24 protein-coding genes are annotated in these 22,095 nt (G+C 63.4%); 14 read left to right on the top strand and 10 right to left on the bottom strand.

Annotated features, from left to right (window positions below; all coding sequences use genetic code 11):
* The first annotated feature begins 9 nt into the window (after window positions 1-9).
* The 4 genes from fliE to PSUB009319_RS17665 all read left to right on the top strand — a co-directional run bounded on the left by fliE (window position 10) and on the right by PSUB009319_RS17665 (window position 2,512).
* Window positions 10-339 carry a flagellar hook-basal body complex protein FliE gene (gene fliE, locus PSUB009319_RS17680; RefSeq protein ID WP_124383501.1) on the top strand — a complete coding sequence of 110 codons (330 nt, stop codon included), beginning with the start codon at window positions 10-12 and terminating at the stop codon, window positions 337-339.
* A 161-nt stretch (window positions 340-500) separates the two neighbouring features.
* Window positions 501-923: an organic hydroperoxide resistance protein gene (locus tag PSUB009319_RS17675; protein WP_124383500.1), complete on the top strand. Its 423-nt coding sequence runs from the start codon at window positions 501-503 to the stop codon at window positions 921-923.
* Window positions 924-986: 63 nt separating this feature from the next.
* Window positions 987-1,430, top strand: a complete 444-nt coding sequence (locus tag PSUB009319_RS17670; protein ID WP_124383499.1) for a MarR family winged helix-turn-helix transcriptional regulator — start codon at window positions 987-989, stop codon at window positions 1,428-1,430.
* Complete coding sequence (locus tag PSUB009319_RS17665) at window positions 1,427-2,512, top strand: glycosyltransferase family 2 protein (protein WP_124383498.1); 1,086 nt, start codon at window positions 1,427-1,429, stop codon at window positions 2,510-2,512. The genes PSUB009319_RS17670 and PSUB009319_RS17665 overlap by 4 nt, the downstream gene beginning before the upstream one ends.
* Here the strand turns inward: PSUB009319_RS17665 and PSUB009319_RS17660 are convergent.
* The 4 genes from PSUB009319_RS17660 to PSUB009319_RS17645 all read right to left on the bottom strand — a co-directional run bounded on the left by PSUB009319_RS17660 (window position 2,506) and on the right by PSUB009319_RS17645 (window position 6,461).
* Window positions 2,506-2,862, bottom strand: a complete 357-nt coding sequence (locus PSUB009319_RS17660; protein ID WP_124383497.1) for a flagellar protein FliT — start codon at window positions 2,860-2,862, stop codon at window positions 2,506-2,508. The genes PSUB009319_RS17665 and PSUB009319_RS17660 overlap by 7 nt on opposite strands.
* A gap of 67 nt (window positions 2,863-2,929) precedes the next feature.
* Entirely contained in the window at window positions 2,930-3,358 is a 429-nt protein-coding gene (gene fliS / locus PSUB009319_RS17655; protein WP_124383496.1) for a flagellar export chaperone FliS, read from the bottom strand.
* A gap of 52 nt (window positions 3,359-3,410) precedes the next feature.
* Window positions 3,411-5,453 (bottom strand): flagellar filament capping protein FliD, encoded by a 2,043-nt coding sequence (gene fliD / locus PSUB009319_RS17650; RefSeq protein ID WP_124383495.1) that lies wholly within the window; start codon window positions 5,451-5,453, stop codon window positions 3,411-3,413.
* 186 nt (window positions 5,454-5,639) lie between these two features.
* Window positions 5,640-6,461: a flagellin gene (locus PSUB009319_RS17645; protein WP_124383494.1), complete on the bottom strand. Its 822-nt coding sequence runs from the start codon at window positions 6,459-6,461 to the stop codon at window positions 5,640-5,642.
* 417 nt (window positions 6,462-6,878) lie between these two features.
* On the opposite strand from PSUB009319_RS17645, the gene PSUB009319_RS17640 reads away from it, so the two are divergent.
* Complete coding sequence (locus PSUB009319_RS17640; RefSeq protein ID WP_124383493.1) at window positions 6,879-7,514, top strand: response regulator transcription factor; 636 nt, start codon at window positions 6,879-6,881, stop codon at window positions 7,512-7,514.
* 40 nt (window positions 7,515-7,554) lie between these two features.
* Here the strand turns inward: PSUB009319_RS17640 and PSUB009319_RS17635 are convergent, their stop codons facing one another.
* Window positions 7,555-9,291, bottom strand: a complete 1,737-nt coding sequence (locus tag PSUB009319_RS17635) for a bifunctional diguanylate cyclase/phosphodiesterase (RefSeq protein ID WP_124383524.1) — start codon at window positions 9,289-9,291, stop codon at window positions 7,555-7,557.
* A 515-nt stretch (window positions 9,292-9,806) separates the two neighbouring features.
* On the opposite strand from PSUB009319_RS17635, the gene fliL reads away from it, so the two are divergent.
* The 7 genes from fliL to fliR all read left to right on the top strand — a co-directional run bounded on the left by fliL (window position 9,807) and on the right by fliR (window position 14,116).
* On the top strand, window positions 9,807-10,304 hold the full coding sequence (gene fliL / locus PSUB009319_RS17630) for a flagellar basal body-associated protein FliL (protein ID WP_124383492.1): 498 nt from the start codon (window positions 9,807-9,809) through the stop codon (window positions 10,302-10,304).
* A 1-nt stretch (window position 10,305) separates the two neighbouring features.
* The gene (gene fliM / locus PSUB009319_RS17625) at window positions 10,306-11,316 is read left to right on the top strand and encodes a flagellar motor switch protein FliM (RefSeq protein WP_124383491.1); all 1,011 of its coding nucleotides are present in this window, start codon (window positions 10,306-10,308) and stop codon (window positions 11,314-11,316) included.
* Window positions 11,306-11,770 carry a flagellar motor switch protein FliN gene (fliN, locus tag PSUB009319_RS17620; protein WP_124383490.1) on the top strand — a complete coding sequence of 155 codons (465 nt, stop codon included), beginning with the start codon at window positions 11,306-11,308 and terminating at the stop codon, window positions 11,768-11,770. Before fliM ends, fliN begins: the two co-directional genes overlap by 11 nt.
* Window positions 11,771-11,848: 78 nt before the next feature.
* Window positions 11,849-12,229, top strand: coding sequence for a flagellar biosynthetic protein FliO (gene fliO / locus PSUB009319_RS17615; RefSeq protein ID WP_124383489.1), 381 nt, complete (start codon window positions 11,849-11,851; stop codon window positions 12,227-12,229).
* A complete protein-coding gene (gene fliP, locus PSUB009319_RS17610; RefSeq protein ID WP_124383488.1) occupies window positions 12,226-12,987 on the top strand; it encodes a flagellar type III secretion system pore protein FliP in 762 nt (253 codons plus the stop codon). The genes fliO and fliP overlap by 4 nt, the downstream gene beginning before the upstream one ends.
* Before the next feature lie 19 nt (window positions 12,988-13,006).
* Window positions 13,007-13,276, top strand: coding sequence for a flagellar biosynthesis protein FliQ (gene fliQ / locus PSUB009319_RS17605; protein WP_124383487.1), 270 nt, complete (start codon window positions 13,007-13,009; stop codon window positions 13,274-13,276).
* 36 nt (window positions 13,277-13,312) lie between these two features.
* Window positions 13,313-14,116 (top strand): flagellar biosynthetic protein FliR, encoded by an 804-nt coding sequence (gene fliR, locus PSUB009319_RS17600; RefSeq protein ID WP_124383486.1) that lies wholly within the window; start codon window positions 13,313-13,315, stop codon window positions 14,114-14,116.
* A gap of 100 nt (window positions 14,117-14,216) precedes the next feature.
* On the opposite strand, the gene PSUB009319_RS17595 is transcribed toward fliR, so the two are convergent.
* A complete protein-coding gene (locus tag PSUB009319_RS17595; RefSeq protein WP_124383485.1) occupies window positions 14,217-14,453 on the bottom strand; it encodes a hypothetical protein in 237 nt (78 codons plus the stop codon).
* A 437-nt stretch (window positions 14,454-14,890) separates the two neighbouring features.
* Here PSUB009319_RS17595 and PSUB009319_RS17590 point away from each other — a divergent pair, with 437 nt between their 5' ends.
* Together PSUB009319_RS17590 and PSUB009319_RS17585 are read left to right on the top strand one after the other, a co-directional pair.
* Complete coding sequence (locus PSUB009319_RS17590; RefSeq protein WP_124383484.1) at window positions 14,891-15,619, top strand: 3-ketoacyl-ACP reductase FabG2; 729 nt, start codon at window positions 14,891-14,893, stop codon at window positions 15,617-15,619.
* Window positions 15,619-16,881: an NAD(P)/FAD-dependent oxidoreductase gene (locus PSUB009319_RS17585; protein WP_124383483.1), complete on the top strand. Its 1,263-nt coding sequence runs from the start codon at window positions 15,619-15,621 to the stop codon at window positions 16,879-16,881. Before PSUB009319_RS17590 ends, PSUB009319_RS17585 begins: the two co-directional genes overlap by 1 nt.
* Window positions 16,882-16,933: 52 nt before the next feature.
* Here the strand turns inward: PSUB009319_RS17585 and PSUB009319_RS17580 are convergent, their stop codons facing one another.
* From PSUB009319_RS17580 to flgJ, 4 genes are all read right to left on the bottom strand, one after another.
* Window positions 16,934-17,677 (bottom strand): YoaK family protein, encoded by a 744-nt coding sequence (locus tag PSUB009319_RS17580; protein WP_124383482.1) that lies wholly within the window; start codon window positions 17,675-17,677, stop codon window positions 16,934-16,936.
* A gap of 62 nt (window positions 17,678-17,739) precedes the next feature.
* Window positions 17,740-18,699, bottom strand: a complete 960-nt coding sequence (gene flgL, locus PSUB009319_RS17575) for a flagellar hook-associated protein FlgL (protein WP_124383481.1) — start codon at window positions 18,697-18,699, stop codon at window positions 17,740-17,742.
* A 65-nt stretch (window positions 18,700-18,764) separates the two neighbouring features.
* A complete protein-coding gene (flgK, locus tag PSUB009319_RS17570) occupies window positions 18,765-20,702 on the bottom strand; it encodes a flagellar hook-associated protein FlgK (protein ID WP_124383480.1) in 1,938 nt (645 codons plus the stop codon).
* 310 nt (window positions 20,703-21,012) lie between these two features.
* Entirely contained in the window at window positions 21,013-22,095 is a 1,083-nt protein-coding gene (flgJ, locus tag PSUB009319_RS17565; protein WP_124383479.1) for a flagellar assembly peptidoglycan hydrolase FlgJ, read from the bottom strand.

Raw genomic sequence — 22,095 nt, 5'->3', positions numbered from 1 at the left:
ACATCCCACATGGATCTCTCCAACGCCAACTCCGTGGTCTCGCTGATGAACAGCGTGCTGGCACCGTCCTCCGCCGTTGGTGGCAGCACCGCCAGCGGCAATGCCGGCAAACCCAGTGTTGACTTCGGCTTCGTGCTTAAGTCATCGCTGGATCGTGTTGACGCCTCGCAGCAAAAGGCCGAAACCATCTCGCGCAGCTTTGAAATGGGCAACAACGACGTCGACCTGCACGACGTGATGCTTTCGCTGCAAAAGGCCAATATCGACATGCAGACCGCCGTGCAGGTGCGCAACAAGTTGGTCTCGGCATACCAAAGCATCATGAGCATGTCGATCTGACATCACGCTCTTCCGCCCTTTTCCCTCGTTGCGGAAAAGAGCTTCCGGCGACCCTTGCTATTTATATTGCACACAATATAATTGCGTCATCGATTTAAGATCGATCCCCCGGCCGACATGTCGCCGACCGGGTTTCCCTTCCCAAATAAGTGAACCCGACCATGAAGACGCTCTACCAGACCCAAGTCACCGCAGAAGGCGGCCGTGCCGGCCATATTCGCAGCGCCGATGGCACGCTCGATCTGCCCCTCTCGCTGCCGCGCGAACTCGGCGGCGCGGGCGGTGCGGCCACCAACCCGGAACAACTGTTTGCCGCCGGTTATGCCGCCTGTTTTGAAAACGCTGTGCTGCATGTTGCACGCGGCAAGCAGATCAAGCTGGCGTCGACGTCAGTCGTGGCCACGGTCGGCATTGGCCCGCGCGATGACGGCGGATTTGCGCTCACGGTGTCGCTGGCCGCCACCTTGGGGGGCGTCGACCAGGCAACGGCGGAAGCGCTTGTGGCTGCCGCGCATGGCGTATGCCCCTATTCGCATGCCGTCCGTGGCAATATTGACGTCCAATTGAACACGGTCACGCGCTGAGCCTTTTTTGGGCCGTTGCGGCATTCGCCGCACGAGCGCCAGACCGTTCCCCGGGAGTTTTCCGTGAACGACGTGCTGGCGCTCGATCAGCAGCTTTGCTTTCCTCTGTATGCCGCCGGCCACCTGCTGACGCGCCTCTACCGCCCACTGCTGGATGAACTGGGCCTGACTTATCCGCAATACCTGGTGATGCTGGCGTGCTGGCAACAGGCGCCGTGTGCCGTGGGTGATCTCGGCCGCACGCTGTATCTCGATACCGGCACGCTCACGCCACTGCTTAAACGCCTGGAAGAACAAGGCCTCGTCACCCGCACGCGCGACCCCGATGACCAGCGCCGCGTCGTCATCGAATTGTCTGATGCCGGCCGCGCACTGCGCGAGCGTGCCGCCAAGGTGCCCGAAGCGCTTGCCTGCAAGATTCCACTGGAACTCGATGAGATTGGCGCCACGCGCAATGTGCTGCGCAAGCTGCTTGACGCACTCGCCACGGCGGACGACCGCGAATGAACACGCCATCTGCTTGTGCCGATCTGGCGTTGGTTGTCATCGCCCGCAATGAATCCGCCAGCATTGCGCGCTGCCTGCTCAGCGCCAAGCCGTTTGTCGATCGCATGGTGGTGCTCGATACAGGGTCCACTGACGACACCGCGGCCATTGCCGAGTCGTGCGGCGCGCTCGTCAGCCACATGGTGTGGACGAACGATTTCTCTGCCGCGCGCAACACCGCACTGCAGGCGGCCAATGCCGACTGGAACCTCATCCTCGACGCAGACGAATGGCTGGAAAGCGGCGGCGAACATCTGCGCACGCTGATCGGTGCAAACCCGGCAGTCGGCGTGGTTTGCGTCAAGAACGATACCGACAGCGCGACCGAATCCGCCAGCCGGCTGATTGCGTGGATTCCGCGTGTGCTGCCGCGTGGCGTGCATTACACGGGGCGCATTCATGAGCAGCCGGTCTCGTCATTGCCGGCGGCACGCGTGCCGATCGTGGTGCGCCATGACGGCTACACCGAAGCCAGGATGCAAAAGAAAGGCGAGCGCAATACGCAATTGCTGCTCGGCGAACTCGCACATCGGCCGGACGATCCGTATGTGCTGTACCAGCTCGGCAAAGAAACCGAACTGCATCACGAAGACTACGCAAAGGCCACGAACTACTACGCCCGTGCCTTCAGCCTGGCCCCGCAGGATGCGCCGTATCGCCGCAACCTCGCGCTACGGTATGTGTACAGCCTCGGCAAGGCAGGCCGGATGGACGAAGCCCTGACGCAGGCGGATACCGCCATCAACACCTGGCCCGACTTTCCGGATCTGTGCTTTGCGCTGGGATTGGTCTTGCTGGATGCGGCGGCCAAGCACCCCGACGAGGCGGGCGCACGCTGGCTACCGCTGGCGGAGCAGGTGTTCAACCGTTGTCTGCAGATCGGCGATCAGCCCGAGATGGACGGCAGCGTCATCGGCCGGGGCAGCTTTCTCGCGGCTCAGCAACTGGCGATCGTGTACCAGATGCAAAGCCATGCGCTCGCACGCAAGTCCGAGCACTATCTGACGCTGTCAAAACAATTGCAGGACGCCTCGTCTCAATAGCGCGCCATGCTGCCGTAAGCGTTGCTTGCGGCGGTGGCGCGGCGTGCCGTGTCGATACGCTTTTGCAAGCGGTTCAGGCGCGGATACACCATGGCGCGCACGCGGGCGTCGTCTTCCAGAATGCGCACGAGCAGCGTGCGCTTGCGCTCCACATCTTCGCGCGAGAGTTGCGGATGCGGCTCGGAACGGCGCAGCGCGTCTACATAAGCGGCGCTTTCGCGTTCGAGCGTACTGACCACTTCCCAGTTACCCACTTCCGCCGCAGCGACCATTTCAGCGGTCAGACGTGCGATGGCTTCGTAGCAGGTGAACAGACTTTCGCCGTCCTTGATCGGGATGTTGCGGTGCATATTGGCTCCAGTTGGGCCGAATTCAGTCAAAGGTTGCTTCATTGCTTCACTACAAACAGCCAGGCAATCAGCCCACAACGCTCAGGTGGTGGTTCGCCACGGCGGCGCCCGTCTGGCCAATGGCGAGCCACGCATCCTGCAGCGGCGCGAGCAAACCGTCCACCTCTGCGAGGATCGTCAGATCGTTGTTGCTGTTGGCCACCAGCAGGCGGCGCAGCATGTAGTCATACAGATTGTTCAATTGCACAGCGATGTCGCCGCCGCGCTCGTGATCGAGGCTGGCCTGCAGCCCCTGGCCAATGATCGACATGGCCTTCTCGATTGCGCGCAGCTTGGCGAACACGTCCCCACGCTGGATGGAGGCAGCGGCCAGCTTGATGGCGGCGCGTGCACCATCGAACAGCATGGCGATCAGCCGGTGCGGGTTGGCATCTACCACAGACGTCTCGATGCCGACTTGTGCGTAGGCACCAATGGCGCGGCGTGCTGCGTACATGGGAAAAGTCCTCGCTGTGTGATCTTGTTATCGGTGGTGCTTCGATCCTGGCTTAGCTGCTCTTGGACTGGTTCTGGAGCGCCGCGAGCTGCGTGGTCAGGTAGTTGCTGGTGTTCGTCATGCTGGCCACCAGCGCCGACAGTGCATTGAACTGCGTGTAGTACAGCGCCTGCTTGTTGTTCAGGCGCGTCTGCATGGCGCTGATCTGGTTTGCGAGCGAACTGAGCGAGCTGTTGATCGCGTCGGTCTCGTTCTGGACCATGCCGCTGGTCGACAGCAGGTTGGTCATCACGGTATTGAGCTGAGCGGCATAGCCGCGCTGCACCGTGACCGTACCGCGAGCGCCCAGCGCGCCGCCGTTCACCTGCACGGTCAGGCCATCGACCGCCGTGCCGGTGGCGCCGTACAGGTTCTGGCCCGAACTGGTGGCGGCAACGCCGTTGATGGTGCCCTGCACATCCTTGCCCGCCACTGCGGTGGGGGCCGCGCCCATGAGCGACGACGCCCCGTTGCCCGACACCGACAGCGCCGACACCGAACCGAACTGGTTGTCGGTGATGGTCATCACACCGCCGCCATTGGCCGCGACCGACGCGGTGATCTTCGCGTTCTGCAAGGCGGTGGAAGCGTTGAGTCGGCTCTGGACTTGCGCGGCCAGGCTCGAAGCGCTGTAGGTACCGGCCGCCAAGGTGATGTTGACGGCAATGCCGCTGATATTGAAGGCCAGCGTGTCGTTCGTCCCCGCCGTGATGGTCGTGTTGGCCGCCGCCGAACCCGTGAGCGTGGCCTGCGTCGCCAGTTGTGTCACGTTGACGGCGTACGTGCCGGCTTGCGTGGTGTTCGAGAAGGACGGCACGCTGACCAGGGAATCCGTTGCCGTACCGGTTGCGGCAAGCAAGCCGGTCACTTGCGTGGGGTTCGCGGCAATGGCTGCCGCAAGCTGGGTGCTGTTCACCGCGAGCGTTCCGTCGGTCGGCTGCAGGTTCACGCCAATGCTGGCCAGCGACGTGTAGGTGCCCGTACCGATGGCCTGCGTCAGCACGCTGGAGACCTGACTGATCAGTGCCTTGGTGCTGACATCGCCAGCAAACGGGCCATTGTTGGCGCTGTTACCGGTGTCGATTTTGGTCAGCGCATTCAGTTGCGTGCGCAGCGCGTTGTAGCCGCTAACGAAGTTATTGATGGCGGTGGTCGTGGCGGTCGGGTCGTTGGCCACCGTCACGGTGGTGCTGCCCGTTTTGGCCAGCGTAAACGTCATGCCGTCCACCACATTTGACAGCGTGTTGGTCGCGCTCTGCACGGCAATGCCGTTGACGGTGGCCAGGGCGTTCTGGCCCGTGGTCGTCTCGGTCATGTTTTGCGTGCCGGCCGGATCGTTCGCAAGCAGCGATTGCAGCGTCGCGTCACCCGAGACCGTGACCTTCATCTCCGAATTAGCCCCGCCCGCGGTGGAAGTCAGCACCAGCCGGTACGGCGTGCCACTCCCATCGTTGACGATGCTGGCCGACACGCCCACGTTGGCCGCGTTGATCGCGTCCCGGATGCCCGACAGCGTGTTGTTGGATGAATTGATGGTGACCGAGCCACCCGGCAGGTTGCCGTTCTGCGTGAACGTGGCGCCGGTGTATTTACCGTTGGCGAACGTGCCGCCCGACACCGTGCCGAACGAGAACGAAATCGTGGTCGATGCGCCGCCGCCAATGGCGGCCGTGCTGGACGTCTGCCCCTGCGCAGCCAGCACCTGAGATTGCGCGAGCTGCGTCACATTCACGGCATACGAACCCGCCTTGGCCGTGCCGCTGGCCGTCGCGCTCAGCACCGTTGCGTCATAGCCGCTCGCCTTCATGGCGCTGTAATTCGACGGGCTGGTCAGATTCGACAGCGCGGTCTGGAACGTCGACAGCGCGCTCTTGAGCGAGCCCACGGCCGAGAGCTGCGCCTGGTAGGAGCTCTGTCGATTTTGCAGCAGTGTCAGCGGCTGGCTTTCCACCTTCATGAGGCTGGAAACCAGCGTATTGACATCAATGCTCGTTCCGATACCGGGGATCGAGATCGGCGGAACGTAGTTGGTGGTCGTGGAGGTGGTAGTCGCCATGATCGGATCTGGTGAGCGTCTGCGCCGGCGGGAGTCTTTCTACACAACGGCAGCGTCCGCCATTTCTTTAGGGCGTGTCAGCCGGCACATCACCATGCGAAGGCCACAAAAAAAAGACCGGCGCCCCGATGGAGCGCCGGCCTTCGCCCCGGCCGCCAGGCGGCTGGGGCTGCATCAACCTACTGATTAACCCTTCAGCAGGCTCAGGATGCTGTTCGGTGCCGAGTTGGCCTGCGCCAGCATCGCCGTACCGGCTTGCTGCAGAATGTTCTGGCGCGTCATGTTCGCCGTTTCCGCTGCGTAGTCCGTGTCGATCATGGCCGACTTGGCTGCTGCCAGAGCGGTGTTCGACGAGGTCAGCGTGTTGATGGTCGAGTTCAGACCGCTTTGCTGGGCACCCAGGCTGGCACGGGCCGACTTCAGGTTGGTCAGGTCGGTGTCGATGGCCGCCTGGGCTGCGGTTGCATTGGCGGTGGACGTCACGCTCGTGCCGGTGAGCGTGCCGAAGCTTGCCAGGTTGGCGTTGGTAACGGAGGCCACGTCAGTCGCCGAGCTCTGGCCATACTGGAACGTCGTGGACGTTACCGAGCCATCGAACAGCTTGGCGCCGTTGTAGTTGGCGTTGGCTTCAACGTTCTTGTTGGCCGTGGCCAGTTGTTGGTATTCCTTGTCCAGGTTGGCCTGGTCGGTGGTCGACAAACCGCCGTTGTTGGCTTCCACGGCCAGTTGGCGCATGCGCTGCAGGTTGTTTTCAACCTGATTCAGATACGAGTCGGCCGTTTGCAGGTACGACAGCGCCTGGTTGGAGTTCTGGATACCTTGCGTTTGCGAGTTCAGCTTGGTGGTCAGGCTGCTGGCCACAGCGTAGGCGGCGGCATCGTCCTGGGCGCTGTTCACGCGCAGACCGGTGGACAGGCGTTGCAGCGACGTTTGCAGCGCAGAGTGCGACTGCGTCAGTGCCTGCTGCGTTTGCAGCGACGAGATGTTGGTATTAAGGCTGAGGGACATGACGGCTCCTAAGTTTCCCGATGGTTTGTTGCCCGTGTTTGCTAATTCCGGCTAGGCCGAGCAACGTGACCTGCAACTTGAAGGGGATCAGGTCTGCGTTGTACTCAGGTTATCGGTGGCCGCTGAGAAAAGTTTAGGGCCGCCTTGACAAATTTGTGCGTCGGCGGCGGTTTGGGCTTGCAGTCGCCTGTTATCCGGCACTCCTCCAAAAGAGGCCATGCGCCTGCTTCTTGGCCGGCAGGCCCTCGGCTATACTCGTCCGACCGGTACATAGGCGCCAGCGTCCCTCTATATATAGAGCGCCACACATTGCACAGATGGGGAGTTGCAAGCCCGCCAGCACGGCTCCAAGCCTGCCGGCGGAAAGAAGAGCTCGAGGCAAACCCGCTTGAGCCTGTTTGACCAGCAACACCCACCATGCTCAATGTCCTGATCGTCGAACCGCACGATATTGCCCGTATCGGCCTGCGCCAGATCCTCAAGGATTCGCGCCTGGCCCGCCAGATCGAGGCCGTGCCGGACCTGCGCGATGCCAACAGCGACCTGCTCACCCAGCGCGAGTGGGACGTCATGCTCTTCTCGGTGGAATCGGCCACCGGTGACGAATTCCAGACCATCAAGACCGTGCGCCAGCAGCATGCGCGCGTGGCCGTGCTGGCATTGGGCCGTCACCCTGAAGCGCTGCTTGCCGTGCGGGCGCTCAAGGCTGGCGCCGCCGGCTACCTACCGATGGACGCCAGCCAGCCGCAATTGCTCGCGGCGGTCAACGCCATCTCCAAGGGCAAGAAATACCTGCCTTCCGACCTCGTGGAAGTGCTGGCCGACAACCTGAACGTCGACTGGGACAAGCCCCGCCACGACATCCTCTCCGACCGCGAATTCCAGACGCTGCGCATGCTCGGCTCCGGCCGCATGCTGGGCGAGATTGCCGAGGCGCTACAGATCAGCGTCAAGACGGTCAGCGTGTATCGGGGGCGCGTGCTCTCAAAGATGAAGCTGCGCAACAACGCCGAGCTGACGATGTACGTCGTCAGCAACGGCCTGCAACTCTAGGGCGCCCTGGAAAAGATCAAAAGCTCAAAGACTCAAAGACTCAAAGAAACCGCGGAATGCGCTCGCCGTAGCGGCGCGCGTTCTCGCGCACGAGATCCTGCACCGCGGCGGGTTCGAGCGGCCGCGTGAGCAGGTAGCCCTGGAACTCGTCGCAGCCGACTTCGCGCAGGAATTCGAGCTGGCCGGTCGTCTCCACGCCTTCAGCCACGGTCTTCATGCCCATGGCCTGCGCCATCATGATGATGGCCCGCGTGATGGCGGCACGATCGGCCACGTGCGGCAAATCCTGCACAAACGAACGGTCGATCTTGAGCGTGTCGATCGGGAAGCGGTGCAGGTACGACAGCGATGAATATCCGGTGCCAAAATCGTCCAGCGCCAGCGATACGCCCATCGCCCGCAGCTCGGTCAGCAGCGCATGCAAGGACGGATCGTCGCGAATCAAAATGCCTTCGGTCATCTCCAGTTCCACCGCATTGCCGGGCAGGCCACTGGTTGATAGCGCCCCGCGCACCATCGCGCTCAACTGCCCCGAGCTGAATGCCTGGCCCGAGAGGTTGATCGACATGCGCAAATGCGGCAGCCCAATGCGGCGCCAGCGTGCAAGCTGGTCGCAGGCCGCGCGCAGAATCCAGCGGTCGATCTCGACGATCAGGCCGGTTTCTTCAGCGTCCTGAATGAACTGGCCGGGCATCATGTGGCCGAAATCGGCCGAGTTCCAGCGGATGAGCGCTTCCACGCTGACAATGCGGCCACTTTTGACGTCCACGCGCGGCTGGTAGTCGGCATAGAACTCGTTGCGATCGCTTGCGCGGCGCAGGCCCGATTCAATGCGGAAGCGGCGCGAGACGCGGTCGTCCAGGTCGCTCGTGAAAGTCTGGAAGTTGTTGCGGCCGCGCTCTTTGGCCAGGTACATGGCGGCGTCGGCCTTGCGCAGCAGTGTGTTGGGGTCGTCGCCGTCGTGCGGTGCCACGGCAATGCCGATCGACACACCCAGATACAGCTCCTGCCCTTCGACATGGAAAGGCGCGCTGATGGCCGACAGAATGCGCTCGGCCACGCGCCGCGTGCCCCGGCTATCCAGCGCTTCGAGCATGACAACAAACTCGTCACCGCCCAGGCGGGCCACGGTGTCGGCTTCGCGCGCGCAGGCCTGCAGGCGGCTCGCCACCTCGCGCAGCAGCATGTCGCCAAACTGGTGACCCAGCGTGTCGTTGACGTTCTTGAAACGATCCAGGTCAAGAAACATGACCGAAACGCGCGAGCGGTTGCGGCGTGCAATGGCCAGCGCGTGCTCCAGGCGGTCTTCCAGCGCGGAGCGGTTCAGCAAGCCCGTGAGCGTGTCGTGCGTGGCCAGATGGCGGATACGCTGCTGCGCTTCGCGGATCTGTGTGATGTCGACCAGCGACACGAGCACCGAATACGGTGTCGCGCCAGCGTCTGCCGCCCGAGGCGAGGCAGTCATCGACTGGCCGCCATCGGCATAAAGCGGCGTCCAGTTGCTGGAAACCCACACCATGCGGCCATCCACGCATCGCATCCCGAAAATCTGGTTCAACTGCGGCTGGCCTTCGGCAATCACGTCCTGATCGGGCCAGTCGGTCTCGTGAATGGACGCGTCGAATTCATCCACGGCGGAGGTCACTACCGTGGGCAGCAGCCGGCCCACCAGCGCATCGACCGGCAAACCCAGCAGCCGCGCGGCGCTCGGGTTGGCGTAGGTCACGCGCCGATCTGTGCTGCACACCAGGATGCCCTCGGTCAACGCATTGACCATCGACAGCAAGTCCAGCTTTGGGCAAAAGCCCGGCGGCTCGCCGCGCGCAGGGCAGTCGGCCGGCAAACCGCCGGCATCGACAAGCGCAAGGTCAAAACGGGTGGGAAAGGGCAAGGAATTCAAGGCGGCTTCCGACAAGGCAACGCAGGTATAGCAGGCGCGGAACGTGCCGGCGCCTTCTTTTCTTACAACGGCAAGCGCAGGCAAATCTTTCGGGCCAACGTCACTTTTGTGGCAAGCCGGCCAGCCAAGCGACCGGAAAGGCGCTGGATGCAAGTTGAACCGCACATACGCGTGAATAAAGAATCACTTAAACCGCGTTTGCCGCCCCGCCTTATGCAGCACCAAACCCCCGAGATAAGCGGGATTGACCGCGTTTTTTGCTGGAATGAGCTGGACAGAGGTGGGGAAGAATGCCATCCGAGAACCCGACTCTGTGTCTTGCGCCGTTTTACCGTTGTTTCGCATGGCCCGAGCCGGGAAAACCCACCCCCCCTAGTCCCCGAGTGATCCCCATGGCCGAAGCCGCTGCCGCCACTACTGCCCCCGCCCCTGCAAAGGGCGGCTCCACCAAGCTGCTGCTGATCATCCTGATCGTGCTCGTGCTCGTCGGCATTGGCGGCGCCGCTGCCTGGTTCTTCCTCGGTGGCGGCAATCACGCCGCATCCGCCACTGCTGCACCGCCCAAGCCCAAAGAGCCGGTGTTCGTGCCAATGGAAACGCTGACCGTCAATCTGCAGCCCGAAGAGGGCAATGACCGTTATCTGCAGATTGGCGTCACGTTCAAAAGCTTCAACAAGCATGCCGAAGACGAGATCAAGACCTATATTCCTGAGCTGCGCAGCAAGATCCTGATGCTGCTGGCCAGCAAGACGCCCACCGAGCTGTATCCGTCGGAAGGCAAGACCAAGCTGGCCAAGGAAATCGTCGAACTGTGCGAACACGTCTTCAAGGCTGTCGGCAAGGAGTCGCCGGTGGCAGACGTTCTGTTCACCAACTTTGTGATCCAGTGACATGCTCAAGGAAGAGTTTCTCTCCCAGGAGGAGATCGACGCGCTCCTCAAGGGCGTGTCCGATGACGCCGACGACGACCCCGTCGAAGCCGCTGACCCGTCTGGCGTACGCGCGTACAACCTCGGCTCGCAGGAGCGCATCGTCCGTGGGCGCATGCCCACGCTGGAAATCATTAACGAGCGGTTCGCGCGCAACTGGCGCATCGGGCTGTTCAACTTCATGCGGCGCAATGCGGAGATCTCCGTCGGGCCGGTGAAGGTGCAGAAGTACAGCGAGTTCATCCGCAATCTGGTGGTGCCGACCTCGCTCAACCTCGTGCACGTCAAGCCGCTGCGCGGCACGGCGCTGTTCGTGTTCGACCCCAACCTGATCTTCCTGGTGGTCGATAACCTGTTCGGCGGCGACGGGCGCTTCCACATGCGTGTGGAAGGCCGTGACTTTACGGACGTGGAGCAGCGCATCATCCAGCGCATGCTGCAGCTCGTGTTCGAGCATTACGCCCGCGCGTGGCAGCCGGTGTATCCGATCGATTTCGAATTCCTGCGCATGGAAATGCACACCGAGTTCGCCAACGTGGCCACGCCCAATGAAGTGGTGATCACCACGAGCTTCAGCATTGAGCTGGGCAACAACGGCGGCGACGTGCACATCTGCATGCCCTACACCATGATCGAGCCGATCCGCGATCGGCTCACGTCTGCCATCCAGGGCGAGGCGCTGGAAGTGGACAAGCGCTGGCTGCGGCTGCTGTCGCAACAGGTGCAGACCGCCGAGGTGGAGCTGATTGCCGACCTCGCCACGGCCAAGGTGCAGGTGTCCGACATCCTGAACATGAAGGCGGGCGACGTCATTCCGCTGGAGCTGGATGAGAGCGTGACCGCCAAGGTAGACGGCGTGCCCGTCATGGAATGCAGCTACGGCACCTTCAACGGCCAATACGCGCTGCGGGTCAACCGCATGCTGAATATGAGCGGCAGCGAGACTGCCACGGAGTCTGACGATGACAACTGAACCGACCATGAACCCCGAAGCCAACGCCGACGACATCGATGTCGAAATGACGATGGAAGAGGCCATGGCCCTGGAAGCGGCCCACCGTGCCCAAACCAACCCGGTCGCCCACGCGCCGGCCGCCGCACCCGCTGCCGAGTCCAGCCCGGTGTTCAAGCCGCTGACGGCCGACGGCCCGGGGGGCGCCCCGCGCAACGACATCGACATGATCCTGGACATCCCCGTGCAGTTGACGGTGGAGCTGGGTCGCACCAAGGTGCCCATCAAGAACCTGCTGCAGCTTGCGCAAGGTTCGGTGGTTGAACTCGACGCGCTGGCCGGCGAGCCGATGGACGTACTTGTTAACGGCTACCTGATCGCCCAAGGTGAAGTGGTGGTGGTCAACGAGAAGTTCGGTATCCGCCTGACCGACATCATCACGCCGTCGGAACGCATCCGTAAGTTGAACCGTTAAGCCGAACGATTCCGCCGCGCAGTTTGGCTGTCCGGCACCCTGACAGCAACCAATGCTCCCCCCGGGCAAGGTGTTGAAATGAATCATGCAGTGGATTGGGCCCGCACCCTTGGCGGGCTGTTTGTAGTGTTAGCGATGATCGTGGCGGCCGGCTGGCTGCTGCGCCGTCTGCAGCAGCGTGCGGGCATGGGCCCCGGCGCCCGCCGCGGCCAGGTGATCACGGTGGTCGCGCAGCAGATGCTGGGCGCCCGCGAGAAGGTCGTCGTCGTCGATGTGGAGGGCACGTGGCTCGTGCTGGGCGTCACGCAGCAGCACGTGCAGACGCTGCACACCCTGCCGCGCCCGGCGGAAGCCGACACCCCCTCACCGGATAACACCTCGGGCGATGGCAAGCCGCCCCGCTTTGCCGACGCGCTGTCCATCCAGCTCAAGCGCCATCTGACGGGAAAATCGGAATGAACGTGCGCACTGTCTTCCGTTACCTGCGCGTTGTCGTCATCGGGCTGGCACTGCTGGGCGCTGCGCCCGCCGTGTTCGCGCAGGCGCAACCCGGTCTGCCGCTGCTCACGGGCACCGCGGGCGGCCAGAGCTATTCGCTGCCGGTCCAGACGCTGGTCTTCCTGACATCGCTCGGGTTTCTGCCGGCCATCATCCTGATGATGAGCAGCTTCACGCGCATCATCATCGTGCTGTCTTTGCTGCGCCACGCGCTGGGCACGCAAACCACGCCGCCCAACCAGGTGCTGATCGGGCTGGCGCTGTTCCTCACGTTCTTCGTCATGTCGCCGGTGCTCGACAAGGTGTACGCCGACGCCTACGTGCCGCTGCGTGACAACAAGATCACCGTTGAACAGGCCATGGACACGGCAGCCACGCCGCTGCGCCAGTTCATGCTCAAGCAGACGCGCGAGCCGGACCTCGCCCTGTTCGTCAAGATGGGCAACATGCCGGCCATCACCAGCCCGGAGCAAACGCCCATGCGCGCGCTCATCCCGGCCTTTGTCACCAGCGAGCTGAAGAGCGCGTTCCAGATCGGGTTTGCGATCTTCATCCCGTTCCTGGTGATCGACATCGTGGTGGCGGCGGTGCTGATGTCGATGGGGATGATGATGGTCACGCCGTCGATCTTCTCGCTGCCGTTCAAGATCATGCTGTTCGTGCTGGTGGATGGCTGGCACCTGCTGCTGGGCTCGTTGGCGCAGAGCTTTGTGCAATAAGCGCCGATAGGAAACCGAGATGACACCCGAGTACGTTCTGGATATGGCCCGTCAGGCCATGCAGGTTGCCATGATGGTGGGCGCGCCGATGTTGCTGGTGTCGCTCATCGTCGGCCTGCTGGTGGCGGTGTTCCAGGCCGCCACGCAGCTCAACGAGCAGACGCTGTCGTTCATTCCAAAGCTGCTGGCCGTGGCTGCCACGATGGTGCTGGCCGGCCCGTGGATCGTCGCCGTGATCGTCGACTACACGCGCGGCGTGCTGACCAACATCCCGAACTACGTGAACTGACGTATCCGGCTGACGTAGGTAGCGGCCAAATCAACCATGATCCAATTCACCGCCGCCCAGCTCAACGGCTGGATCGCCATGTACTGGTGGCCGCTGGTGCGCGTGCTGGCGTTCATTGCCATTGCGCCGCCGTTTGCCAACACCGAGATCCCGACGTCGATCAAGGTGGCGTTTGGCGTGGTCATTACGGTGGCGCTGGCGCCCATGCTGCCGGTGCCCGCGGGCGTATCGGTGGGCTCATACGAAGGGCTGTGGATCACGCTGGTGCAGGTGGTGATCGGGCTGGCGCTGGGTTTTTGCGTGCAGCTCGTGTTCTCTGCCATCAGCGGCGCCGGCGAGGTGATGTCGGTGCAGATGGGCCTGGGCTTCGCCTCGCTGCTGGACCCAACGCAAACCGAGAGCAGCATGCTGCTTGGCCGCTTCCTCGGCCTCACGGCCATCACCGCGTTCATTGCGGGTGACGGCCACCTCGTGTTGCTGCACGCCCTGTTCGACAGCTTTACCGCCCTGCCCGTCTCAGCAGCGCCGCTGGCCAATCCGGGCTGGCAGACGCTGGCTGGCGGCGGCACGATCGTCTTTGCGTTGGCCGTGCGCATTGCCCTGCCCATCATCGCGATCATGATGATCGTCAACCTTGGCTTTGCCGTGCTCTCGCGCACGGCGCAGGCGCTCAACCCGTTTGCCGTGGGCATTGCCGCCACGCTGGTGGTGGGGCTGATGCTGGTAATGGTGATGATGACCTCGCTGGCGCCGGTGGTGGAGCGGTCTGTGATGGATGCGCTGGAGCTCGGCGGGCGGGCGCTTGGGCAGTTTGGGCAGTTCGGGGCGTTGCCGCGCTGATGCGGCAGTGCCAGATCGGCATGCCTCGCCCCTGGAGCACCGCCATGGCTGCCAAGCGCCGAGCCACGGGCGCGACGCGTTGAACCTTGCGCGCGATCACTCAAGACGGGTTCGTCAACCCGTCCGAAGCAAGCATCGCGTTATATGCACCGTCCGCGTACCCGATACACGTCCACAGGTAGTCCGCTTGGCGCATTTCTTCCATGCTCTTGAAGTGTTCAAAGCCATTGGAATGCAGCATCCCAAGCAACGTGCGCAGCTTCGATAGCTTGTCGAACAGCTCCGCATGCGCTTCAAGGCGTTTGGGATCGATGGATTCGGGGATCGGGCGGGTCATCAGGGGGTGTCCTCTTCAGCAAAATGAATGGAACCGCGCCACGCCCTGGGGGAAGGGGTGGGCGAGCACAGACAAGGTTGGAACACCGATAGCTAGCAATCGGCACGGCCGAAGCCGTCCAAGCCTGGCTCGCCCTTTGAAGACGACGCCAAGCCATAGCAGATTGAGGACAAGCGCTTATGCTCAGCACTTGCCCGCTAGCTACGAGGGTTCCAAGCCTCGACCACTTTCTCTATGGCACCGAAAGCGATGCGCGAAAGTTTAATGACCCTGGCTTCTTCAAAGCAAGGGCGAAACTATAAATCAGAATTTGCTGATCACGCGGCGCATGCTGTTAGGCTTGCGCACTTGAGCGTTTGAGCCTTGCAGCAACCCGCGCCGGCGGGCGCCGTCTTGCCCGCCCGTTTTCAAGCCTTGATTGAATGGAGTCTCACGACATGAGCCGCCGTGTTCTTGTAACGGGCGCAAGCCGCGGCATTGGCCGCGCCATCGCCCAACAGTTGGCGTCTGACGGGTTCGATGTATCCGTGCATTGCCGCAGCGCGCGTGCCGAGGCCGAGGCCATCGTTGCCGACATCCATGCAAAACACGGCAGCGCCCGCGTGCTGCAGTTCGACGTGCGCGAGCGCGCCGCCTGCCGCACGCAACTCGAAGCCGATGTGCAAGCTCACGGCGCGTATTACGGCATCGTGCTGTGCGCAGGCGTCACACGCGACGCCGCCTTCCCTGCATTGACAGACGAAGACTGGGACGTGGTTCTGGAAACCGGGCTCGACGGTTTCTATAACGTGGTGCACCCGCTGACCATGCCGATGGTGCGCGCGCGCAAGGGTGGGCGCATCGTCACGATTGCCTCCGTCTCGGGCGTGATGGGCAACCGCGGGCAGGTCAACTACAGCGCGGCCAAGGCCGGGCTGATTGGCGCTACCAAGGCGCTGGCGGTGGAGCTGGCTTCGCGCCACATCACCGTCAACTGCGTGGCGCCGGGGCTGATCGACACCGACATGCTCTCGCACGTTCAGCATCTGGATCAGGCGCTGCAAGCCGTGCCGATGCAGCGCGTCGGCCAGCCTGCAGAGGTGGCCGCGGTGGTGGGTTTTCTGATGTCGGATGCCGCGTCGTACGTCACGCGGCAAGTGATTGGCGTCAACGGTGGAATGATCTGATGAACGATGCAACACAACACGTAGACGTCGCCATCATCGGCGCCGGCCCCTCTGGTGCTGTGGCGGCTGCGTTGCTGCGCAAGGCCGGGCGCAGCGTGCTGGTGCTCGAACGCCAGCACTTTCCGCGTTTTTCCATTGGCGAAAGCCTGCTGCCGCAAAGCATGGCCTATCTCGAACAGGCTGGCATGCTGCAGGCCGTGGTGGAAGCGGGCTTTCAATACAAGAACGGCGCGTACTTCGTGCACCGGGACAAGCACGCCGCGTTTGACTTTCGAGACAAGCATTCCACCGGCTGGGGCACGACCTACCAGGTTGAGCGCGCGGTGTTTGACGAGATCCTGATCCAATGCGCCGCGCAACAAGGCGCTGAAGTCCGCTTCGGCCACACCGTGCGTGCCATGCAGCCGGGCATGCACGGAACAAGCATGCCCGTGCTGGAAGTGGAAGACGAAGCCGGGCACGCCTATACGGTGCACGCCCGCTTCGTGCTCGACGCCAGCGGCTTCGGCCGCGTGCTGCCGCGCCTGCTGAACCTGGAAGCGCCCACCCGCATGCCAACGCGCGCCGCGCTGTTCACCCACGTGCACGATGCCCTGCCCGCCGGCAGCACAGACCGCAACAAGATCTGCGTGGCCGTGCACCCGGAGCGGCGCGACGTCTGGTACTGGATGATCCCGCTGGCCGGTGGCCGCTCGTCGGTGGGCTGCGTGGCCGAAACCAGCTTCCTTGATGTGCCGGAAGCCGAGCGCGAAGCCACGCTGCGCCGCCTCATTCAGGCCGAGCCGAACATCGCAGCGCTGATCGGCAACGCGCCGTTCCTGATGCCGGTGCGGCAGATTGGCGGCTATGCGGCCAACGTGGAGCGCTTGTTTGGGCCCGGCTATGCGCTGCTCGGCAACGCGGGCGAGTTCCTGGACCCGGTGTTCTCGTCGGGCGTGACGATTGCGCTGCGCTCGGCAGAGCTGGCCACACGCGCGCTACTGCGGCAGCTTGATGGCGACACCGTGGATTGGCTGGCCGATTACGACCGGCCGCTGCGCAAAGGCGTGGACGCGTTCCGCGCCTTTGTTGAACGCTGGTATACGGGTGAGTTGCAGGACATCATCTTCCACCCGCGCCATTCGCCCGGCATCCGCCGCATGATCAGCGCCATCCTGGCCGGTTACGCGTGGGATGAGAGCAACCCGTTTGTGACCGATCCGGTGCGGCGCCTCAATACGCTGCATGAGATCTGCCGGATGGAAACAAACGGCGCGGCCTGAGCGGCTCGGCGTCGTGGTCGGTCGTGGTCGGCCGGGCGCTGTGCAGCGCGGCTTATCTGCGGCGCGCCACCAGATCGTCCACCACCGGCACGACGGCCAGCAACATCAGGATGGACGCCAGCGGAATCGTGGCCGCATAGCCCAGGTGCTTGAACCCCAGCGCGCCCATCACGCCGCCCACAAAGAACATCCCCAGCAGTGAGCCCAGCAGCCGGACCTTGGGCCGGTTGGCCACCACGGCCGGCAGGTTGCGGTGGCCGTGGTTCCAGTACAGCGCCTTGCCGATCTCGATGCCGATATCGGTGGCCAGGCCGGTTACGTGGGTGGTGCGGATCTCCGCCTTTGAGATCTTGGTGATGATGGCGTTCTGCAGCCCCATCAGAAAGCACAGCAGCGCCACGGTGGCAGGCACGAACACCACGCGGTACTGCCCGAGCGACGTGCCCATCAGGCCGAAGAGCAGCAGCAGCGCCGCCTCCAGCATGAGCGGCAACGCGAATTCGCTCTGCGTGCTACGCCGGCGCCCCCAGTTGACCAGCACGGCCGTGCACGCCGCCCCGCACAGGAACGCCAGCAGCGAGGCAAAGCCTCCGAGCACGAGCACGAGATCGCCCAGCACAAGGTCATCCGCCATGGCAGAGACGATGCCCGACATGTGCGAGGTGTATTGCTTGACGGCAAGAAACCCGCCCGCGTTGGCCGCGCCCGCCACGAAGGCGAGCGATTGCCCGAGGCGGCGGTTGGCGTCGTCCGTGCGCGCGGGGCTGGTCAGACGGCGGAGGTATTCGATGGGCATGACCGGTCCGGACGGTAGTCAGGCGGCCATTATGCCCCGCGCACCCTGCGCGCCCGCGCCGGTCAGCCGTTGATGTACTGGAACAGCGACATGCCCTGCATGGCCGCGAACGTCTTCTGCGCGGCCTGCAGCGACACCTGCTGCTGAGAGAACTGCGAGATGGCGGAGGTGTAGTCCACCGATTGCAGCTTCGAGATCTGCTCTTTCAATTGCTCGCCGTAGTTCGAGCCGCTGCTGTTGAGCGTGGTGATCTGCGCTTGCTGCGTACCCACCGTCACCTGCGCTTGCAGCGCGACCTGATAGGCGTTGTCCAGGTTGCCCTGCGCCGTCTGCACGGCCTTCTGCAAGTTGGCAACGTCGGTGGCCTGGGTGGCCGCGTTGATCGGGGTCGACAGTGCCGAGATCAGGTTTTCGTACGTCTTGAAAATGCTCTGATTGGTATTCGGGTTGGCTGGGTCGGTGTTGGCAATGCGCACGAACAGCGAATCGCCCGCCACCGAATTCGGCATCGAGATGTTCTGCGAAACCTGCACCGTGGGCGGCTGGCCGCTGCCGACGTACGCTACGGAGCCGCCGGAACTGACGAACGGATCAGTCGTGCCGTTGGCACCGCCAAACAGGGCAACGCCAGCGGCATCGCGCTGGTTGGCCGTAGACAGCAACTGCTGATACTGCTGCTTGACCTGCGCCAGCACGCCAATGCGCTGCGAATCCGTCATCAGCGAGGTGTTGGCCCCCACCAGCGATTGCTTGCCCTGCTGCAGCGTGTTCGCCAGGTTCGTCAGCGCGGATGCCACGGTGTTCAGGCGCGCATCGGTGGTGTCGCGGTTGGACTGGTACTGGTCGTTGGCGTCCTGCGTTTGTTGCAGTTGCACCATCTGGCCATAGGCGTTCGGGTTGTCGCCCGCGCTGTTGAGCGCGATGCCGGTCGAAATCTGCTGCTGCAAGGTGAGCAGGTTCGACTGCGTGTTCTGCATCGAGGCGGCAGAGACGGCAAAGAACTGGGCGGTACTGACTCGCATGATCGGTCCGGACGAAGGGCTTTAGGACGTTATCGGCAGATTGGGCGGTTTCTTCAGCCGCCCGATCATCTGCCGGCAATCGACAGCAAGCTGTCGAACAGCGTATTGGCCGTCTGCATGACCTTGGCGGAGGCCTGGTAGGCCTGCTGATACTTCATCAGGTTCATCGCCTCGTCATCCAGGCTCACCCCCGACACCGACTGCTGCTGTTGTGTGGAGCTGGCCAGCAGCGCCTTTTGCGAGGTCAGGTTGATGCTGGCCCGGTTGGCCTGCACGCCCACCTGGGTGGCGAGGTTGTTCCACGACGAGCCGATCGAAGTGGTGCCGCCGTCGAGCAGCGTCGCGTTGCGCAGCTTGGCCAGCGCGCTGGCATTGCCGTTGTCGGTGCTGTTGGCGGTGTTGGCAGAAATGGCGAATGTGTCGCCGTTGCCAGGCGAGCCCGACAGCGTCATCTGCACGCCGTTGAACGCGTACGTTGCGCCCTGCGTGTACGGTGCCGTGCCGCCCGTGTACGTGGTGGATGTGCCGCCCACCGTGACCGTGACGCTACCCGGGAACCCCGACAGTGAGCCGCCAACGGCCGAGCTGTACGTCAGGTTGATCGGCGAGGTCAGCGGCGCGCTGGCATACGTGCTGTCCACGCCCAGAGACGACACCGTGGCGCTGCCGGTGTTGTTGCTGCCCTGGTTGAGCACCACGGGCGAGGCCGCGGCCACGTTGTGGTAGTCGGTGGTGAGCGTCTGCATGGTGGCGGCCGCGTTGGCGGTCGGGCGCACCAGGAAGGAGTCGCCGCTGTTCATCGTGCCCGACAGGTTGAGCGTGACGCCGTCAATGGTGGTCGGCCAGCTCGCCACCGTCACGGGGGCGGAGCCGTCCGGATAGTGCGACACGGTGTAGGCGCCGCCCTGGTACTTGACCTGGTAGTCGTACCCCTGCCCTGCGTTGGCGTTGGTGATGCTGGCCGTGAGCGTGCCGCTGCCGGTGTTGTTGGTGCTGGGCGCGACGCTCGGGCTGGCCACGGAGAAGAGGTCCGTGCCCATCTTGCCGTTGGCGTCCATGCCCAGCTTGTTCTGTGCGTTCACGTCCGCAGACACGGCGGCAGCCAGTTTGCCCAGGCTGTTCTGCGCGGGAATGAGCGTGTTCCGGCGAAAATCCATCAGACCGCCCAGGGCGCCGCCGCCCAGTTGGCTGTCGTCAATGCTGACCGTGCCGCCAGGGCTCTTGTAGCCCACCGAAAGCTGCGTCGGGTCGTACTGCGACGGCACCGCCGTCAGTTGGTAGCTCTGCTTGCCCTGCACCAGCGCCTGGCCATTGCCCACGTAGACGTTGAACTGGCCATCGCCGGTCTGCACCACGCTGGCCTTGATCGATTGGTTGAGCGTCTGCACGAGATGATCGCGCTGGTCACGCAAATCGTTGGCCGGCTGGCCGGTCGACGCTTCCGCCTTGGAAATCTGGTCGTTCAACGAAGCGATCTGCTGCGCGGTGCTGTTGACCGAGCTGATCTGCGTCTGCACCTGCGTGTTGACCTGGTTGTTGAGTGAGCTGATCTGGCCGGCAATCGAATTGAAGCGGCTCTGCAGGCCGGCCGCGGCGTTCAGGAAGACCTGGCGCGCGGTGGTGTCCGACGGCTTGGAGGCCAGACCATCGGCGGCGTTGAAAAAGCTGGTGAGCGACGAGCTCAGGCCGCTGTTGCTGTCCGACATGTACTGGCTCAGGCCCGATACCAGGCTGTTGAGCTGGTCGGCGGCGCTGGTCGAGGCTTGGCCGCTCTGCACCTGTGCGGTCAGAAACTGGTCGTAGATGCGCTTGACGGTCGTGACATTGACGCCCTGGCCAAGATAGCCCACGCCGGCGTACTGCGGAATGTTCTCCGTTTGCACGGCTTCCTGGCGCGAATAGCCGGGGGTGCTGGCGTTGGCAATGTTGTTGCCGGTCACTTGCAGGTTGATATCTGCAACCCGCAGGCCGGTCGCGCCAATGTTCAGTAGGGAGCTGCTCATAATGGTCTCGGTGCGGGCAGCCCGAAGCCGCCTAAATAAGCTCTGGACATAACATCGGCCGGACAAGGCCAAACTTGAGCCGGCCGGCGCCGAAAATGCTGCCTCCTTCAGCGCGGCGGCTCACCCGCGCCGCGCATGTCCGCCCGGGAAGGAGACGTTGCCACCCGCCCCGCATGTGGCGCTGTGGGTCAGGTGTTTAACGATGCCTATCCGGCGTTCACGCTTCGCAAGCGCAATTCAGTTGCCCTGGAATGGCAGTTCGCGCCGATATGAGCGGGCGCTGCTCGAACGCGATCGATCAGGTGCAATCTCAAACAATCTGTTTGAGCACCGCCATGATCTTGTGGGCGTAGTTCGGGTCAGTCGCATAGCCGGCGCGCTGCAAGCCCTTGGCAAACGATGCCGCATCGTTGCCGTTGCCGGCTGCCACGACGTTGCTGTAGCGCGGGTTGTTGGCCAGCAGGTTGGCGTAGTCCTTGAACGCCTCGGCGTACGAGCTGTAGGCGCGGAACTTCTCCTTGACCTTGTGGGCAACGCCGCCCACGTATTCAGTGGTCGTCACCTCGGCCGTCTTGCCCGTCCACGAGCCACCGGCCTTGATGCCGAACAGGTTGTGCGTGTTGCTGCCGTCATGGGCCTTGATTTCACGGCGGCCCCAGCCAGACTCCAGCGCGGCATGACCAATCATGAAGTTGGCCGGAATGCCGGTTTCCTGCGCCGCCTGCGATGCGTGGCCGATCAGCTTGTTATAGAAGCTGGTCATGCGCTCGCCGCGCGGCTCGGACGCCACCGTGGACAAGTCCACATCGGCCGGCGCGCTGGTCGAGGTCTTATCGGCTTCCGCCTGTTTGCGCAGGGCCGCCAGCGCACGCTGCACGCGTTCTTCCAGGCCTGGGCGCGGCACGGTGCTGATGCCCGAGCCGTCGTCTTCCGTGCCAGGCGCCACTGCTGTGGCCATGCTGTTGAGCGACGAACGGGCGATGGCGCGGGCGGCGTCACTCGTGGCGCCAGCGGCACCGAGCGCGGTGTTCGTGGCCGTGGTGTTCGACAGCGCGGTGTTCACCTTGCCACCCGCATCCGGGTTTACGCGATTGGCCTGGCGCAGCATTTGTTTCAGAAGCTGGTCGGCCACGCCCACGCCGCGCGAGGCCATGGTCTGCGAAAGCTGCTGGTCCAGCATCGACGTGTACATCTTGCTCGACGATGAATCGAGCGGCCCGTTCTGCGGCGATGCATCGCGCATCTGCTTGAGCATCATGTTCACGAAGATCGCGTCGAACTGCTTGGCGACGGTCTTGGTAGCGCCGGTTGGGTCGGTGCGCGCCGTTTGCTTGAGCGACTCGAAACCCTTGGAATCGAGCGCCAGGCGGCTGGTGAGGTCGGTTTGATTCAT

It is taken from the genome of Ralstonia sp. SET104, assembly GCF_003851545.1.
Taxonomy (GTDB): Bacteria; Pseudomonadota; Gammaproteobacteria; order Burkholderiales; family Burkholderiaceae; genus Ralstonia.
Note: the sequence above shows the minus strand (reverse complement) of the source record. Positions and strands in the feature narration are given on the sequence as shown.

Excerpts from the sequence above, each read along its gene's own strand:
- fliE (WP_124383501.1), top strand. The coding sequence starts at position 10 with ATGGATCTCTCCAACGCCAACTCCGTGGTCTCGCTGATGAACAGCGTG.
- PSUB009319_RS17675 (WP_124383500.1), top strand. The coding sequence starts at position 501 with ATGAAGACGCTCTACCAGACCCAAGTCACCGCAGAAGGCGGCCGTGCC.
- PSUB009319_RS17665 (WP_124383498.1), top strand. The coding sequence starts at position 1,427 with ATGAACACGCCATCTGCTTGTGCCGATCTGGCGTTGGTTGTCATCGCC.
- PSUB009319_RS17660 (WP_124383497.1), bottom strand. The coding sequence starts at position 2,862 with ATGCACCGCAACATCCCGATCAAGGACGGCGAAAGTCTGTTCACCTGC.
- fliS (WP_124383496.1), bottom strand. The coding sequence starts at position 3,358 with ATGTACGCAGCACGCCGCGCCATTGGTGCCTACGCACAAGTCGGCATC.
- fliD (WP_124383495.1), bottom strand. The coding sequence starts at position 5,453 with ATGGCGACTACCACCTCCACGACCACCAACTACGTTCCGCCGATCTCG.
- PSUB009319_RS17645 (WP_124383494.1), bottom strand. The coding sequence starts at position 6,461 with ATGTCCCTCAGCCTTAATACCAACATCTCGTCGCTGCAAACGCAGCAG.
- PSUB009319_RS17640 (WP_124383493.1), top strand. The coding sequence starts at position 6,879 with ATGCTCAATGTCCTGATCGTCGAACCGCACGATATTGCCCGTATCGGC.
- PSUB009319_RS17635 (WP_124383524.1), bottom strand. The coding sequence starts at position 9,291 with ATGGTCAATGCGTTGACCGAGGGCATCCTGGTGTGCAGCACAGATCGG.
- fliL (WP_124383492.1), top strand. The coding sequence starts at position 9,807 with ATGGCCGAAGCCGCTGCCGCCACTACTGCCCCCGCCCCTGCAAAGGGC.
- fliM (WP_124383491.1), top strand. The coding sequence starts at position 10,306 with ATGCTCAAGGAAGAGTTTCTCTCCCAGGAGGAGATCGACGCGCTCCTC.
- fliN (WP_124383490.1), top strand. The coding sequence starts at position 11,306 with ATGACAACTGAACCGACCATGAACCCCGAAGCCAACGCCGACGACATC.
- fliO (WP_124383489.1), top strand. The coding sequence starts at position 11,849 with ATGAATCATGCAGTGGATTGGGCCCGCACCCTTGGCGGGCTGTTTGTA.
- fliP (WP_124383488.1), top strand. The coding sequence starts at position 12,226 with ATGAACGTGCGCACTGTCTTCCGTTACCTGCGCGTTGTCGTCATCGGG.
- fliQ (WP_124383487.1), top strand. The coding sequence starts at position 13,007 with ATGACACCCGAGTACGTTCTGGATATGGCCCGTCAGGCCATGCAGGTT.
- fliR (WP_124383486.1), top strand. The coding sequence starts at position 13,313 with ATGATCCAATTCACCGCCGCCCAGCTCAACGGCTGGATCGCCATGTAC.
- PSUB009319_RS17595 (WP_124383485.1), bottom strand. The coding sequence starts at position 14,453 with ATGACCCGCCCGATCCCCGAATCCATCGATCCCAAACGCCTTGAAGCG.
- PSUB009319_RS17590 (WP_124383484.1), top strand. The coding sequence starts at position 14,891 with ATGAGCCGCCGTGTTCTTGTAACGGGCGCAAGCCGCGGCATTGGCCGC.
- PSUB009319_RS17585 (WP_124383483.1), top strand. The coding sequence starts at position 15,619 with ATGAACGATGCAACACAACACGTAGACGTCGCCATCATCGGCGCCGGC.
- PSUB009319_RS17580 (WP_124383482.1), bottom strand. The coding sequence starts at position 17,677 with ATGCCCATCGAATACCTCCGCCGTCTGACCAGCCCCGCGCGCACGGAC.
- flgL (WP_124383481.1), bottom strand. The coding sequence starts at position 18,699 with ATGCGAGTCAGTACCGCCCAGTTCTTTGCCGTCTCTGCCGCCTCGATG.
- flgK (WP_124383480.1), bottom strand. The coding sequence starts at position 20,702 with ATGAGCAGCTCCCTACTGAACATTGGCGCGACCGGCCTGCGGGTTGCA.
- flgJ (WP_124383479.1), bottom strand. The coding sequence starts at position 22,095 with ATGAATCAAACCGACCTCACCAGCCGCCTGGCGCTCGATTCCAAGGGT.